Source organism: Streptomyces sp. NPDC002588 (assembly GCF_040295925.1).
Lineage (GTDB): Bacteria > Actinomycetota > Actinomycetes > Streptomycetales > Streptomycetaceae > Streptomyces.
Map to the genome: position 1 here is coordinate 140,139 of NZ_JBEOWF010000025.1, position 15,879 is coordinate 156,017.

At 70.2% G+C, this 15,879-nt stretch carries 12 protein-coding genes; 6 read left to right on the top strand and 6 right to left on the bottom strand.

Going from position 1 to position 15,879, the window contains the following annotated elements:
* Window positions 1-4 precede the first annotated feature (4 nt).
* From uvrB to ABT057_RS27625, 4 genes are all read left to right on the top strand, one after another.
* A complete protein-coding gene (uvrB, locus tag ABT057_RS27610; RefSeq protein WP_352346296.1) occupies window positions 5-2,149 on the top strand; it encodes an excinuclease ABC subunit UvrB in 2,145 nt (714 codons plus the stop codon).
* A 161-nt stretch (window positions 2,150-2,310) separates the two neighbouring features.
* Window positions 2,311-2,889: a TerD family protein gene (locus ABT057_RS27615; RefSeq protein ID WP_352346297.1), complete on the top strand. Its 579-nt coding sequence runs from the start codon at window positions 2,311-2,313 to the stop codon at window positions 2,887-2,889.
* Between the two features lie 59 nt (window positions 2,890-2,948).
* Window positions 2,949-5,036 (top strand): TerD family protein, encoded by a 2,088-nt coding sequence (locus tag ABT057_RS27620; RefSeq protein ID WP_352346298.1) that lies wholly within the window; start codon window positions 2,949-2,951, stop codon window positions 5,034-5,036.
* A 232-nt stretch (window positions 5,037-5,268) separates the two neighbouring features.
* Window positions 5,269-6,270, top strand: coding sequence for a TerC family protein (locus ABT057_RS27625; RefSeq protein ID WP_352346299.1), 1,002 nt, complete (start codon window positions 5,269-5,271; stop codon window positions 6,268-6,270).
* 124 nt (window positions 6,271-6,394) lie between these two features.
* Here ABT057_RS27625 and ABT057_RS27630 read toward each other — a convergent pair whose 3' ends face one another.
* Window positions 6,395-7,666: an MFS transporter gene (locus ABT057_RS27630; RefSeq protein ID WP_352346300.1), complete on the bottom strand. Its 1,272-nt coding sequence runs from the start codon at window positions 7,664-7,666 to the stop codon at window positions 6,395-6,397.
* Between the two features lie 180 nt (window positions 7,667-7,846).
* Between ABT057_RS27630 and aroQ the strand changes: the two genes are divergently transcribed.
* On the top strand, window positions 7,847-8,320 hold the full coding sequence (gene aroQ / locus ABT057_RS27635) for a type II 3-dehydroquinate dehydratase (protein WP_352346301.1): 474 nt from the start codon (window positions 7,847-7,849) through the stop codon (window positions 8,318-8,320).
* Between the two features lie 29 nt (window positions 8,321-8,349).
* Here the strand turns inward: aroQ and ABT057_RS27640 are convergent, their stop codons facing one another.
* The 5 genes from ABT057_RS27640 to ABT057_RS27660 all read right to left on the bottom strand — a co-directional run bounded on the left by ABT057_RS27640 (window position 8,350) and on the right by ABT057_RS27660 (window position 12,554).
* On the bottom strand, window positions 8,350-9,102 hold the full coding sequence (locus ABT057_RS27640) for an amino acid ABC transporter ATP-binding protein (protein WP_352346302.1): 753 nt from the start codon (window positions 9,100-9,102) through the stop codon (window positions 8,350-8,352).
* Complete coding sequence (locus tag ABT057_RS27645) at window positions 9,099-10,022, bottom strand: amino acid ABC transporter permease (RefSeq protein WP_352346303.1); 924 nt, start codon at window positions 10,020-10,022, stop codon at window positions 9,099-9,101. The genes ABT057_RS27640 and ABT057_RS27645 overlap by 4 nt, the downstream gene beginning before the upstream one ends.
* Window positions 10,019-10,903 carry an ABC transporter substrate-binding protein gene (locus tag ABT057_RS27650; protein ID WP_352346304.1) on the bottom strand — a complete coding sequence of 295 codons (885 nt, stop codon included), beginning with the start codon at window positions 10,901-10,903 and terminating at the stop codon, window positions 10,019-10,021. The genes ABT057_RS27645 and ABT057_RS27650 overlap by 4 nt, the downstream gene beginning before the upstream one ends.
* Before the next feature lie 297 nt (window positions 10,904-11,200).
* A complete protein-coding gene (locus ABT057_RS27655; RefSeq protein ID WP_352346305.1) occupies window positions 11,201-11,857 on the bottom strand; it encodes an MBL fold metallo-hydrolase in 657 nt (218 codons plus the stop codon).
* 10 nt (window positions 11,858-11,867) lie between these two features.
* Window positions 11,868-12,554, bottom strand: a complete 687-nt coding sequence (locus ABT057_RS27660; protein ID WP_352346306.1) for a maleylpyruvate isomerase family mycothiol-dependent enzyme — start codon at window positions 12,552-12,554, stop codon at window positions 11,868-11,870.
* 222 nt (window positions 12,555-12,776) lie between these two features.
* Here ABT057_RS27660 and uvrA point away from each other — a divergent pair, with 222 nt between their 5' ends.
* Window positions 12,777-15,791 carry an excinuclease ABC subunit UvrA gene (gene uvrA, locus ABT057_RS27665; protein ID WP_352346307.1) on the top strand — a complete coding sequence of 1,005 codons (3,015 nt, stop codon included), beginning with the start codon at window positions 12,777-12,779 and terminating at the stop codon, window positions 15,789-15,791.
* Window positions 15,792-15,879: the final 88 nt, after the last annotated feature.

Here is a 15,879-nt window from a genome sequence, read left to right on the forward strand (position 1 = left end):
TGGCATGCGGCCCGTTTCCCACATCGAACGCACGGTGGCGCCCTTCGAGGTCGTCAGCCCCTACCAGCCCAGCGGTGACCAGCCGGCGGCCATCGCCGAGCTGGCCAAGCGCATCGAAGGCGGCGAGAAGGACGTCGTCCTCCTCGGCGCGACCGGCACCGGCAAGTCCGCCACCACCGCGTGGATGATCGAGAAACTCCAGCGGCCCACTCTGGTGATGGCCCCCAACAAGACCCTGGCCGCCCAGCTGGCGAACGAGTTCCGGGAACTGCTGCCGAACAACGCGGTCGAGTACTTCGTCTCGTACTACGACTACTACCAGCCAGAGGCCTACGTCCCGCAGTCGGACACCTACATCGAGAAGGACTCCTCGATCAACGAGGAGGTCGAGCGCCTGCGCCACTCCGCGACCAACTCGCTGCTCACCCGGCGGGACGTCGTCGTGGTCGCCTCGGTCTCCTGCATCTACGGCCTCGGCACCCCCCAGGAGTACGTGGACCGCATGGTCCCCCTCCGTGTCGGCGACGAGATCGACCGCGACCAGCTGCTGCGCCGCTTCGTGGACATCCAGTACACGCGCAACGACCTGGCCTTCACCCGCGGCACCTTCCGGGTGCGCGGCGACACCGTCGAGATCTTCCCGGTCTACGAGGAGCTCGCCGTCCGCATCGAGATGTTCGGTGACGAGATCGAGGCCCTGTCCACCCTGCACCCGCTCACCGGCGAGATCATCAGTGACGACCAGCAGCTGTACGTCTTCCCGGCCTCCCACTACGTCGCCGGCCCCGAGCGCATGGAGCGGGCCGTCAACGACATCGAGAAGGAGCTGGGGGAGCGCCTGGCGGAGCTGGAGAAGCAGGGCAAGCTGCTGGAGGCCCAGCGCCTGCGCATGCGCACCACCTACGACATCGAGATGCTCCGCCAGATCGGCTCCTGCTCCGGCGTGGAGAACTACTCGATGCACTTCGACGGCCGCCTGCCCGGCTCCCCGCCGAACACCCTGCTCGACTACTTCCCGGACGACTTCCTGCTCGTCATCGACGAGTCCCACAACACCGTCCCGCAGATCGGCGCCATGTACGAGGGAGACGCCTCCCGCAAGCGCACCCTCGTCGACCACGGCTTCCGCCTGCCCTCCGCCCTCGACAACCGCCCCCTGAAGTGGGAGGAGTTCCAGGAGCGTGTCGGCCAGACCGTCTACCTGTCGGCGACCCCCGGCAAGTACGAGCTCTCGCGCGGCGACGGCGTCGTCGAGCAGATCATCCGCCCCACCGGCCTCATCGACCCGGAGGTCGTCGTCAAGCCGACCGAGGGCCAGATCGACGACCTGGTGCACGAGATCCGTCTGCGCACCGAGAAGGACGAGCGCGTCCTCGTCACCACCCTGACGAAGAAGATGGCCGAGGACCTCACGGACTACTTCCTCGAACTGGGCATCCAGGTGCGCTACCTCCACAGCGACGTCGACACCCTGCGCCGCATCGAGCTGCTGCGCGAGCTGCGCAGCGGCGAGTTCGACGTACTGGTCGGCATCAACCTGCTGCGTGAGGGTCTCGACCTGCCCGAGGTGTCCCTGGTGGCGATCCTCGACGCCGACAAAGAGGGCTTCCTGCGCTCCGGCACCTCGCTGATCCAGACCATCGGCCGCGCGGCGCGCAACGTCTCCGGCCAGGTCCACATGTACGCCGACAAGATCACCCCGGCGATGGAGCGGGCCATCGAGGAGACCAACCGCCGCCGCGAGAAGCAGGTCGCCTACAACAAGGCGAACGGCATCGACCCCCAGCCGCTCCGCAAGAAGATCAACGACATCGTCGCGCAGATCGCCCGCGAGGAGGTCGACACCGAGCAGCTGCTCGGCAGCGGCTACCGCGCCAAGAAGGACGGGCGGGGCACCAAGGCTCCGGTGCCGTCCCTCGGGGACAAGGCGGCCAAGGGAGCGAAGGCGAAGGCCACCAGGGGCAAGGCCGGGGCGACGGTTCCCACCGACCGCCCCGCCGCCGAACTCTCCGAGCAGATCGAGGAGATGACGGAGCGCATGCGGGCCGCCGCCGCGGACCTGCAGTTCGAGGTCGCCGCCCGGCTGCGCGACGAGGTGTCCGAGATGAAGAAGGAACTGCGTCAGATGAAGGAGGCGGGTCTGGCCTGACGGACCCGTGCGGCGGCCGTGCCCGGACAGCGCACGCACTGTGTTGCAAGACCGACACAAAGTGCGTGCCCGGGTACGGCACCGTCAGTGCCCTTGCGTAGGGTTTTCGGCATCCGCGGACTCCGCGGCAACAGGGGACAGTTCGAGAGGGGAAACCACCCGTGACCGTCAACATGACCAAGGGTCAGGCCATCAGTCTGCAGAAGAACGACGGGGGCAGCCTGACCGCGGTGCGCATGGGTCTCGGCTGGCAGGCGGCCCCCCGCCGCGGCCTGTTCGGCTCCCGCACCCGGGAGATCGACCTCGACGCCTCCGCCGTGCTGTTCGCGGACAAGCAGCCCGTCGACGTCGTCTTCTTCCGTCACCTGGTGAGCGACGACGGCTCCGTCCGGCACACCGGGGACAACCTCGTCGGCGGCGTCGGCCAGGGCGGCGACGACGAGGCGATCCTCGTCGACCTGGCACGCGTCCCGGTCCACATCGACCAGATCGTCTTCACCGTGAACTCCTTCACGGGCCAGACCTTCCAGGAGGTGCAGAACGCCTTCTGCCGGCTGGTCGACGAGACCAACGGCCAGGAGCTCGCGCGCTACACGCTCGCGGGCGGCGGCAACTACACGGCGCAGATCATGGCCAAGGTGCACCGGTCGGGTGCGGGCTGGACACTGACGGCCCTCGGCGCTCCGGCCAACGGCCGAACCTTCCAGGACCTGATGCCCGCGATCCTGCCGGCGCTGTAGGCCACCCCGGGCGAGCGGCACCCGAGAACATCACACGCGACGCAGGGGGACGAAAGGCGATGACGGCCGAGCTGGTGCGGGGGCAGAACCACCCGCTCTCCCGGGTCCGCCTCGAGGTCAGGGTCTCGGCCGGCACGCCGGTCGTGGCCGCGGCCACGCTCAGCGACGAGACCGGCAGGGCGCAGGGCGTCGAATGGGTGGTTCACCCGGGCTCTCCCACGCTGCCCGGCATCGAGGTCTCCCGGCAGGCGGCCGCCGACCACCGTCTCGCCGTGGACCTGGACGCCATGCCGGCCACGGTGCACCGGGTCAGCGTTCTGCTCTCCCTGCCGCCGCAGCCCGCAGGGCCGGTCAGCTTCGGCTCCGTCCCGGCCCCTTGCCTCGCGGTCACCGGCCTCGACGGCACCGAGGTCGCCACGTACACCATCACCGGCCTCAGTGCCGAGTCGGCCGTCGTCGCCCTGGAGCTGTACCGGCGCCAGGGCGCCTGGAAGGTACGGGCCGTGGGCCAGGGGTACGCGGGCGGCCTCGGTGAACTCCTCACCGACCAGGGCCTGCCGCAGGCCCACCAGCTCGCCGCAGCAATCAACGAGGCCGTGGCCCAGGGCCTGGCCCGCTCGGTACCGGCCCCGCCACCGCGCACGGCCGACGGCGACCGCTCCCGACAGGCGGCGGCCTCCACCCTCGGCCCGGACCAGAGCGCCTCCCCGTACGGAACGCAGGGTGTCGCCGGCCCCTACGGGCCGGGCCAGAGCCCGCAGACCGGCGCAACACCCACGGATCCCGTGCCGACGGGCGGCGCAGCGGCCGGTTCCGCAGCCCCGGGTCCCGCGTCGACCGACCCCTCCGCCGCCCCCGGGCCGGCATCGCCCGCAGCGTCGCCTCCGCCTTCCGCCGGCGGTCCGATCGACTACGTCCACCCTCGTCGGCGGCAGCACGCCGCTCCACCGCCGCCTCCGCCCACCGCGCCCCCGGCCCAGCCCGGGCAGCCCGCCCCGCCCGTCGCGGGCGACGCGACCGGCTGGTCCATGGAGGAACGGCTCTACAACCAGGTCTGGGGCATGTTCGAGGACCTGGCGCGCACCACGGCCGCGTACCGCAGCGCCGTGGACTTCGCCGACACACGGCTGGAGAAGGAACTCGACCAGGTCCTGTCCGACCCGCGCAGCCGGGTCGGCGGCCAGGGCGACGCGGCCCGGGAGGCGGCCCAGACCAGACACGGCCAGCTCGTCGACCAGGCCCGGGAGGCGCTGGAGCGGGATCTCGCCCAGCTCACCGCCGAGGTCGCGGTCGTCGAACCGGCGCTGCCCCCGGCGTACGCCGACTGGGGCAACCCCGTCTGGCACGCCTACCGCGTACCCATGGAGATGCCCATGGCCCTGCGCCTGGGTGTCCTCCGGCTGCCCGAGAGCGACCCGCTGAGCATTCCGATGCTGGTCCGCCTGCCACTCGAGCGCGGGCTCTGGATCGACAGCGGCCGCGCGGAGGCCTCCGGCGACTGGTACGCCGACTCCCACGAGCTGCGTCACCTCGCACTGGTGTCGGCCGTGGCGCACACGGCGCGGCTGCTGGCGGTCCATCCGGCGGGCGAGTTCAGTGTCCATGTCATCGACCCGGCCGGCTCGGGCGCCCAGGCGCTCTCGCCGCTCGTGCGCGGCGGGGTGCTCGCGGCCCCGCCGGCCGTCGGTGCCGCGGGCGTGGCGGATGTCCTGGGGCGGCTCACCCAGCGTGTCGACCTGGTGCAGATGGCGGTGCGCGGCGGCGCGGCCGACTCGCTCCCGCCCGGCTTCGACACCTCCCAGCAACTCCTGGTCGTGAACGACTTCCCGCACGGCTTCGACGACCGTGCCGTGAACCAGCTGCGTTACCTCGCGGACGAAGGCCCGTCCGTCGGCGTCCATCTGATGCTGGTGGCCGACCGGGAGGACGCGGCCGGTTACGGTCCGTTGCTGGATCCGCTGTGGCGGGGGCTGCTCCGGCTGACTCCGGTGCCGGAGGACCACCTCGCGGACCCGTGGGTGGGGCATGCCTGGACGTACGAACCGGCGCTCGTGCCCGCCGGCAGCGAGGTGCTCCAGCAGGTGCTCGCCCAGGTCGCGACAGCTCGCACCAAGTACACGCAAAGCCATCCTGACCAGGGAATTTGATCCTTCTTTTGCCAATCGCTTTACCTTCCCTTGGTGATTGGGGTACTGTTTTCCGTACGGAGGGGAGTACTCCCTGTCTGCTGCGGCGTACCCGTCAATACGGATCAGGCCAGATCCCGGGGCGTCGGCCCGTGTGGCTCCACGCGCTCTGCGCGCCGGGGCCCGGGGTGGAAGAGACCTCCGGCAGCGCGACGACGCTGATCACCTGCCGTTACGTACTGCCGGAGGCGCAGTGGATGTTTCCGTGAACCTGTGGGTTCTGACCATCGTCGGCCTGGCCGCTCTGATCGCGGTCGATTTCTTCATCGGCCGCAAACCGCACGACGTGTCGATCAAGGAAGCCGGGATCTGGACCGTCGTCTGGATCGCGCTGGCCGGGCTCTTCGGCCTCGGCCTGTTCGTCTTCTCCGGCGGAGAGCCCGCCGGAGAGTTCTTCGCGGGCTTCATCACCGAGAAGTCGCTCAGCGTCGACAACCTCTTCGTCTTCGTCCTGATCATGGCGAAGTTCGCGGTCCCGTCGCAGTACCAGCAGCGGGTCCTGCTGATCGGCGTCCTCATAGCCCTGGTCCTGCGGGCGATCTTCATCGCCGCGGGTGCCGCGATCCTCGCCAGTTTCTCCTGGGTGTTCTACCTCTTCGGCGCCTTCCTCATCTGGACGGCCTGGAAGCTCATCCAGGAGGCCCGGGCCGACGAGGAGGACGAGGAATTCGAGGAGAACAAGCTGCTCAAGGCGGTCGAGCGCAGGTTCGGGGTGGCCGACCGCTACCACGGCACCAAGCTGTGGATCGCGCAGAACGGCAAGCGGGTCATGACCCCGATGCTCGTCGTGATGCTCGCCATCGGTACCACCGACGTGCTCTTCGCCCTCGACTCCATCCCCGCGATCTTCGGTCTCACGCAGGACCCGTACATCGTGTTCACCGCCAACGCCTTCGCCCTGATGGGTCTCAGGCAGCTGTACTTCCTCATCGGCGGGCTGCTGAAGAAGCTGGTCCACCTCAGCTACGGCCTGTCGGTCATCCTGGGCTTCATCGGCGTGAAGCTGGTGCTGCACGCGCTGCACGAATCGGGGGTCCACGTCCCCGAGATCAGCATTCCGGTCTCGCTCGGCGTCATCTGCTCCGTCCTGATCGTCACGACGATCACCAGCCTGCGGGCCTCGAAGAAGCAGGCGGCGGCCGAGGCGGCGCAGACCAGGGGCGAAGGCGCTCCGAAGGACAGCATCGAGGCCTGACCACGGCCGACGTGGGAACGCCCCCGGGAGCGGCGGTCGGCGAATCGCCGACCGCCGCTCCCGGCGCTTCCTCTGCGGGGCGGGGTGCCTCTCGTGCTGGTCGCGGCCCACCCGGAACCGGCGATCAGTCCATGACGGCACGCACGGCGGACACCGGTACCGGCCGGGTCTCCGGCAGCAGCGCGAAGCAGCCCAGGCTGAGCAGGGCGATCCCCGTCAGATACACGCCCACCCCCCACGGCACCCGGCCCGCCTGCTCCGCCAGCGCCGTCGCCACGATCGGGGTGAGCGCGCCGCCGAGGACACCGCCGAGGTTGTAGCCGACCGCAGCGCCCGTGCAGCGCACACGTGGCTCGTACAGTTCCGGCAGATACGCCCCGATCACACCGAACATCGTGACGAACGCGACCAGTGCCCCCAGGAAGCCCAGGAACATCGGCAGCGGCGCACCCGTGGCCAGCAGCGCCACCATCGGGACCATCCACAGCGTGGCCGCCGCGCACCCCACGAGACACAGCGGCCGGCGTCCGAAACGGTCACCGAGCACCGCCGCCACCGGAGTCAGCGCTCCTTTCACCACCACCGCGGCCATGATGCAGGTCAGCATGACGGTACGGCTCACTCCGAGCCGCTCGGTCGCGTACGCCAGGGACCAGGTCGTGACCGTGTAGAAGATCGCGTATCCGACGGAGAGCGCCCCGGCGGTCAGCAGGACCAGCCGCCAGTGGTCGCGCACGACCTCCGCGAGCGGCACGCGCGCGGGCTCGTCGATCTCCAGGAACCGGGGGCTCTCCGGGAGCGACGACCTGAGCCACAACCCGAGCAGGGCCAGTGCCCCGGCCGCCCAGAACGGCACCCGCCACCCCCACTGGGTGAACTGTGCCTCCGTCAGCGTCGCCGACAGCACCAGCATCACCCCGTTGGCGAGCACGAACCCCACCGCGGGCCCGATCTGCGGGAAGCTCGACCACAGTCCGCGCCGGCCGGGGGGCGCGTGCTCGGCGGTGAGCAGCACCGCACCGCCCCACTCCCCGCCCAGCCCCAGCCCCTGCAGGAAGCGCAGACCGAGGAGCAGCAGGGGTGCGGCCACCCCGATCGTGTCGTAGGCCGGCACACAGCCGACCGCGACCGTCGACGCCCCGGTCAGCAACAGGGAGACGACGAGGACCGGCCGCCGCCCGTGCCGGTCCCCGACATGTCCGAAGAGCACCGACCCCAGCGGCCGTGCCACGAAACCCACGCCGAACGTCCCGAACGCGGCCAGTGTCCCCGCCAGCGGCGAGAACGTCGGGAAGAACAGCGGCCCCAGGACCAGCGCGGCCGCTGTCCCGTAGACGAAGAAGTCGTAGAACTCGATGGCCGTCCCGGCGAGCGAGGCGGCCGCGAGCCGCGGCATGGAGGGCGCCCTTACGGTGCGTACGTGGTGCATGTCGCGTCAACTACCCACGGTGACAGCCGGTTACGGGGGCGCGCGGGGGTGACGGACGGGTCAGCCAGTGCCGGGGACGCGCCGGGTGATAAACCAGGTCTGAGCGGCGGTCCCCGACGGGCCGCCCCGAACAGATCCGGAGGAACCGTGCCCCGCACCCTGGCCAGCGCCCCGATCATGATCCTCAACGGCCCCAACCTGAACCTCCTGGGGCAGCGGCAGCCGGAGATCTACGGATCCGACACGCTCGCCGACGTCGAGGCGATGTGCGTGAAGGCGGCGGCCGCGCACGGCGGCACGGTGGACTTCCGGCAGTCCAACCACGAGGGCGAACTGGTCGACTGGATCCACGAGGCGCGCCTGCACCACTGCGGCATCGTGATCAACCCCGGCGCCTACTCGCACACCTCGGTCGCGATCCTGGACGCGCTCAACACCTGCGACGGCCTTCCGGTGCTGGAGGTCCACATCTCCAACATCCACCAGCGCGAGTCCTTCCGGCACCACTCGTACGTCTCCCTGCGGGCCGACGGGGTGATCGCGGGCTGCGGAGTGCAGGGGTACGTGTTCGGTGTGGAGCGTGTCGCCGCGCTCGCCGGAACGGGGAAGGCCGACGCGTAGGCAGCACCGGCCTCCCGGCACACGCCTGGTTACAGACGTCCCGCTTCCACGATCCGCCGCAGGAAGCGCCGGGTACGTTCCGCTTGCGGCTCGCCGAAGACCTGCTCGGCGGTGCCGCGCTCCAGCACCACCCCTCCGTCCAGAAAACAGACCTGGTCGGCGACCTCGCGCGCGAAGCCCATCTCGTGCGTGGCCAGCACCATCGTCAGACCGTCGCCCTTGAGGTCGCGTACGACGTTCAGGACCTCACCCACCAGCTCCGGGTCGAGCGCCGCGGTGATCTCGTCGAGGAGCAGCAGCCGGGGACGCACGGCGAGGGCCCGGACGATCGCCACGCGCTGCTGCTGGCCGCCGCTGAGCCGGTCGGGGTACTCGCCGGCCTTTCCGGCCAGGCCGAGCCGTTCCAGGAGTTCGCCGGCCCGTTCCTCCGCCTCGGCACGCGAGACGCCGTGCACCCGGCGCGGGGCGAGCGTGATGTTCTCCAGCACGGTCATGTGGGGGAACAGGTTGTACGCCTGGAACACCACCCCGATCCGGCGCCGAACCGCGTCCTGGTCGGCGCGCGGGTCGGTGATCTCCTCGCCGTCCAGCCAGATCGCGCCGTCGTCGATGTCCTCCAGGAGGTTGGCGCAGCGCAGCAGGGTGGACTTGCCCGACCCGGAGGCGCCGATCAGCGCGGTCACCGTGTGCGGGGCGACCTCCAGGTCGACGTCCCGCAGGACGACCGAGCCGCCGAACGTCTTGCGGACGGACTCCATCCGCAGCACCGGCGCGTCGCTCATGTCGTTCCTCCCTGTGCCCGCTGACGGTCCATCCGGGCCGTCACCCAGTCCGTGAAACGGGTCATCGGAATGGTCAGGGCGACGAAGACCAGCCCCGCCACGATGTACGGCGTGTAGTTGAGGCTGCGGCCGACGATGATGTCCGCCGCGCGTACGGCGTCGATCGCGCCGCCGATCGACACCAGGCCGGTGTCCTTCTGCAGGGACACCAGGTCGTTCAGCAGCGGCGGCACCTGCCGGCGCACCGCCTGGGGGAGCACGACGTACCGCAGTGCCTGCCGGTTGGACAGGCCCAGTGAGCGGGCCGCGGCGCGCTGCGAGGGGTGCACGGACTCGATGCCGGCGCGGAACACCTCGGCGACGTACGCCGAGTACGTGAGCGTCAGCGCCGTGCCGCCCAGCCACACCGGGTCGACCGTCACGCCCTGCAGGCGCAGCGCCGGGACACCCAGGACCACGATCATCAGGTTGATGATCAGCGGCAGTCCGCGGAAGAAGTCCGTGTACGCCGCCGCCAGTGCCCGTACCGGGAAGAACACCGGGCCGCGCAGCGTGCGCGCCACGGCGATGAGCATGCCGAGGACCAGCACGGCGGCGCCGCAGATCAGCAGCAGCCGGACGTTCAGCCAGAGTCCCTCCAGGACCTTGGGGAACGCCTCGCGCGCGTACTGCCCGTTGAAGAACGTCTCCTTGGTGCGCGGCCAGCCGGGCGCGCTGACCACGACCAGGTAGAGGACGACGGCCGTGACCAGCGTCGAAAGTGCGGCGATCGCCGTCGCCCGGCGGGCCCGGGTGCGCTTGTAGCGCTCACGCTCGAGGCGCCGTCGCGACGGGACGTACGCGTCGCCGGCGCCACCCCCGGCCATGTCACCCTTGTCGTCCGAGCCTTCCTGGCCGGACTCCTCCTTGGTGACCGTCACTTGAGCACCGGGGCGTCGACGGCGTCGGAGAGCCACTGCTGCTCGATCTTCGCCAGGGTGCCGTCCTTGCGGAGGGCGTCCACGGCGCCCGTCACGCACGAGGTGAGCGCGCTGCCCTTGTCGAGCACGAGGCCGAACTGCTCCGGCGTGCCACTCTGGTTCTCGAACTGGCCGACGATCTCGGCGTCGGTCACCTCGGCGGCGGTGATGTAGAAGGCGGTCGGCAGGTCGACCACGATGGCGTCGACCTGGCCGTTCTTCAGCGCGGACTTGGCCTGGTCGTTCTTCGCGTACACCGCCGCCTGCCGGGTCGGCTTCACCACGTCGTCGATGTAGTCGAGGCTCGTCGTGCCGACCTGGGCGCCCAGCTTGAGGCCCTTGAGGTCCGCGATGCTCGTCGCCTTCGCGGCCTTGGAGTCCTTCAGCGCGATGACGGCCTGGCGCACGTCGTAGTAGCCGGACGAGAAGTCCACGGCCTTCTTGCGCTCGGCGCTGATGGACACCTGGTTGATGTCGAAGTCGAAGGTCTTCTCGCCGGGTGCGAACGCCTTGTTGAACGGCACGCTCTGCCAGACGACGGCACTCTTGCCGTAGCCGAGCCGCTCGGCCACGGCGTACGCCACGGCCGACTCGAAGCCTTCGCCGTTGGACGGCTTGTCGTCCTTGAACCACGGCTCGTACGCGGGCTCGTCGGTGGCGATCGTCAGCTTGCCCGAAGTCTTGGTCGTCAGCTTGCCCTTGGCGCACGATGTTCCGGTCGAGGCCGAGGACTTGGCGGACGCGTCGGCCTCGGGCTGCGGAGCGCAGCCGACCGCGGTCGCGAGGAGGGCGACGGTGGCGCCGGCGACGACGCGGCGCTGAACACGAGGGGCGAGATGCATGGCGGGAGAGTGGCAGCGAAATCCCTGTTTGTCCACGTCACACCGGCATTTGTCCGCATAGTGGGAACGGGTGTTGCATTCTCGTGAACAGGGCTGCCGCGGTCAGCCTGGGCCGCCGGCCGAGGGCGGGGATCGAAGACCGGCGGCCCAATCCGCGCCGGAGCCGTCATCCCGCGCGGTGCTACGACCAGTTGACCGCGCAACAACGTGTGTGGGGAGCGCGCGCGAGGCATTGGAGTGTGCGCGCGATTCACACGGGGCGCGCGTTCGGAAACGCGCGCCCCCCTCACTGCTAATTCACCACCCGCGCGCGTGCCACTCCGGAAGGTGCGGCCGCTCGGCGCCCAGCGTGGTGTCGTTGCCGTGCCCGGGGTAGACCCAGGTCTCGTCCGGCAGCACGTCGAAGACCTTCGTCTCGACGTCGTGGATCAGACGGGCGAACGCCTCCGGGTCCTTGCGGGTGTTGCCCACGCCGCCCGGGAAGAGGCAGTCGCCGGTGAACACGTGCGGATGCCCGTGCGGGTCGTCGTAGACGAGCGCGATCGAGCCCGGCGTGTGCCCGACCAGATGCCGCGCGGTGAGCTCCACGTGCCCCACGCGGACGACGTCCCCGTCGTCGACCAGGACGTCGGTCGGCACGGGGATGCCCTCGGCGTCCTCCCGGCCGGCGTACGTCCGCGCACCCGTGGCCGCCACGACGTCCGCGAGCGCCTGCCAGTGGTCGCCGTGCCGGTGCGTGGTGACGACGGACGCGATGCCGTCGTCACCGATCGTCCCGAGCAGTGCCTGCGCGTCGTTCGCCGCGTCGATCAGCAGCTGCTCGTCCGTGGCACGGCAGCGCAGCAGATAGGCGTTGTTGTTCATCGGGCCGACCGCGATCTTGGTGATCATCAGGTCCTTGAGCTCGTGCACGTCCGCCGGTCCGCCGACCGTCACCTCTCCGCTGTACGTCATGGCCGTCAGCCTATAGCGGAGGCAGGGCCGGCAGCGGCCCGCCGGCCACGGTCAGGCCGGCTGCGTCGCGGCGCCCGGCGAGCCAGCCCAGGAGGTCGGCGCCGGGCCCCGTGACGGTCACCTCCGGAGCGTCCGCCTTGCGACCCGTGCGCCACGCGCGTGCGCCGTCCGTCAGGAGGGTCGCAGGCACCTCGGGGTGGCCTGCGAAGCGCTCCGCGAGGAAGTCGGTCTCCCGCTCGGTGAACTCCGCCGGAAGGTCCTCCAGCTCGTATCCGATCCCGAGATCGACGTGGTGCAGCTCGACCTCCACCCAGCGCCGGAAGGGAACCCGGGCCGCCGTGTCGACGACGCCGTTCCGCAGTTCCACGGTGCGCGACCAGTCGGCGGGTGCGGCCCCGGCCAGCTGGAAGCGGGCCGCGCCGGCCCGGAGGTCGGTGAGCTGGACGTCGAGCGGGCGCGGCGCGTCCCGGTCGATGTCGGCGTCCCGGACCTCGGGGCCGGCGTACATGGGACGGCCCTCGAGGACGTTCACGAGGGCGTCCGCGTTGCGGGCGAGATGGGCGAGGACATGGCCGCGGCTCCAGCCGGGCAGGCGGGACGGCTCGGTCACCGACGCGTCGTCCAGCTCGCCGGCTGCGGTGAGCAGCCGCTCCGTCGCGTCACGTACAGACACCAGGTCATGAGCGTGATCAATCATGCTGCTGACCCTAGCGCCGCCACCCCTTCGGGTGAAGGTGGCGGACCGCGGCCCAAAATCGAATGCACGTGCTATATGGTCGGTGGCGGCGTCGGGCATGCTGGATGGTTGGGGATTGTTGTCAACCGGTGAATCCGACCGGCGTTGTCAGTGGCTCCCCCTAGTCTGAAAAAGACGGGGGCCCCGCCCCTGTCACTTCTCTCAAGAAAGGTGCGGACCGGCGTGGCCGACCGTCTCATCGTCCGTGGCGCGCGCGAGCACAACCTCAAGAATGTCTCGCTCGACCTGCCGCGCGACTCGCTCATCGTCTTCACGGGCCTGTCGGGGTCGGGCAAGTCCTCGCTGGCCTTCGACACCATCTTCGCCGAGGGCCAGCGCCGCTACGTGGAGTCGCTCTCCTCGTACGCCCGCCAGTTCCTCGGCCAGATGGACAAGCCGGACGTGGACTTCATCGAAGGTCTCTCCCCGGCCGTCTCCATCGACCAGAAGTCGACCTCCCGCAACCCGCGCTCCACGGTCGGCACCATCACCGAGGTCTACGACTACCTGCGGCTGCTCTTCGCGCGTATCGGCAAGCCGCACTGTCCCGAGTGCGGCCGCCCCATCTCGCGCCAGTCGCCGCAGGCCATCGTCGACAAGGTCCTGGAGCTGCCGGAGGGGAGCCGCTTCCAGGTGCTGTCGCCGCTGGTGCGCGAGCGCAAGGGCGAGTTCGTCGACCTCTTCGCCGACCTCCAGACCAAGGGCTACTCCCGCGCGCGGGTGGACGGCGAGACGATCCAGCTCTCCGACCCGCCCACGCTGAAGAAGCAGGAGAAGCACACCATCGAGGTGGTCGTCGACCGCCTCACCGTGAAGGACGGCGCCAAGCGCCGGCTCACCGACTCCGTGGAGACCGCCCTCGGCCTCTCCGGCGGCATGGTCGTGCTCGACTTCGTCGACCTTCCCGAGGGCGACCCCGAGCGCGAGCGCATGTACTCGGAGCACCTGTACTGCCCGTACGACGACCTGTCCTTCGAGGAGCTGGAGCCCCGTTCCTTCTCCTTCAACTCGCCCTTCGGCGCCTGCCCCGAGTGCACCGGCATCGGCACGCGCATGGAGGTCGACCCCGAGCTGATCGTCCCCGACGAGGACAAGTCCCTCGACGAGGGCGCCATCCACCCCTGGTCGCACGGCCACACCAAGGACTACTTCGGCCGCCTCATCGGCGCCCTCGCGGACGCGCTGGGATTCCGGACGGACATCCCCTTCGCGGGCCTGCCCCAGCGCGCGAAGAAGGCCCTCCTGCACGGCCACAAGACGCAGATCGAGGTCCGGTACCGGAACAGGTACGGGCGCGAGCGTGTCTACACGACTCCCTTCGAGGGCGCCGTCCCGTTCGTGAAGCGCCGGCACAGCGAGTCCGAGAGCGACGCCAGCCGGGAGCGCTTCGAGGGCTACATGCGTGAGGTGCCCTGCCCGGTCTGCGCGGGCACCCGCCTCAAGCCGATCGTCCTCGCGGTCACGATCATGGGGAAGTCCATCGCCGAGGTCTCCGGCATGTCCATCAGCGACTGCGCGGACTTCCTGGGCGAGCTGAAGCTCACCGCCCGCGACAAGAAGATCGCCGAGCGCGTCCTGAAGGAGGTCAACGAACGGCTGCGCTTCCTGGTCGACGTCGGCCTCGACTACCTCTCCCTCAACCGCGCGGCCGGCACGCTCTCCGGCGGCGAGGCCCAGCGCATCCGCCTGGCCACCCAGATCGGCTCCGGACTCGTCGGCGTCCTCTACGTCCTCGACGAGCCGTCGATCGGCCTGCACCAGCGCGACAATCACCGGCTGATCGAGACCCTGGTCCGGCTGCGCGACATGGGCAACACGCTCATCGTCGTCGAGCACGACGAGGACACCATCAAGGTCGCCGACTGGGTCGTGGACATCGGCCCCGGCGCCGGCGAGCACGGCGGCAAGGTCGTGCACAGCGGCTCCCTGAAGGAACTCCTGGCCAACGCCGAGTCGCAGACCGGGCAGTACCTGTCCGGCAAGAAGTCCATCCCGCTGCCGGACGTCCGCCGCCCCCTGGACCCCTCCCGGCGGCTCACGGTGCACGGCGCCCGCGAGAACAACCTCCAGGACATCGACGTGTCCTTCCCGCTGGGCGTGTTCACCGCGGTCACCGGTGTCTCCGGCTCCGGCAAGTCCACTCTGGTCAACGACATCCTGTACACCCACCTGGCCCGCGAGCTCAACGGCGCCCGGAACGTGCCGGGACGGCACACGCGGGTGGACGGAGACGACCTCGTCGACAAGGTGGTGCATGTCGACCAGTCGCCCATCGGCCGCACCCCGCGTTCCAACCCCGCCACCTACACCGGCGTCTTCGACCACGTCCGCAAGCTGTTCGCCGAGACCACCGAGGCGAAGGTCCGCGGCTACATGCCGGGACGCTTCTCCTTCAACGTCAAGGGCGGCCGCTGCGAGAACTGCGCGGGCGACGGCACGATCAAGATCGAGATGAACTTCCTCCCGGACGTCTACGTCCCGTGCGAGGTCTGCCACGGCGCCCGCTACAACCGGGAGACCCTGGAGGTCCACTACAAGGGCAAGTCCATCGCCGACGTGCTGAACATGCCGATCGAGGAGGCGACCGAATTCTTCGAGGCCGTCCCGGCGATCGCCCGCCACCTCAACACGCTCAAGGACGTCGGCCTCGGCTACGTCCGGCTCGGCCAGTCCGCCACCACCCTCTCCGGTGGTGAGGCCCAGCGGGTGAAGCTCGCCAGCGAGCTCCAGCGCCGGTCCACCGGCCGTACGGTCTACGTCCTGGACGAGCCGACGACGGGCCTCCACTTCGAGGACATCAGCAAGCTCCTGACCGTCCTCTCGGGCCTGGTCGACAAGGGCAACACGGTCATCGTCATCGAGCACAACCTCGACGTGATCAAGACCGCCGACTGGGTCGTCGACATGGGCCCCGAGGGCGGCGCCGGCGGCGGCCTGGTCGTCGCCGAGGGCACGCCGGAGGAGATCGCCGGGGTGCCGGCCAGCCACACCGGGAAGTTCCTGCGGGAGATCCTCGGCGCCGACCGCGTCAGCGACGCCGCACCGGTGAAGGCCCCCCGCAAGGCAGCGGTCAAGAAGACGGTCGCGGCCAGGGCCACGGCGCGGAAGACGGCCGCGGCCGCCACGACGACCGCCGACAACACGGCGACGGAGAAGGCCGCACCCGCGAAGAGGACGACGCGGGCCCGGAAGGCCTGAGGCCACGCCAGGACACCGGGTCCGAACGGCTTCGGAAAACGGCGGCGCCCGCGGGAACCCCCCCGCGCGGCCCCGCTGGCCCCGAAGG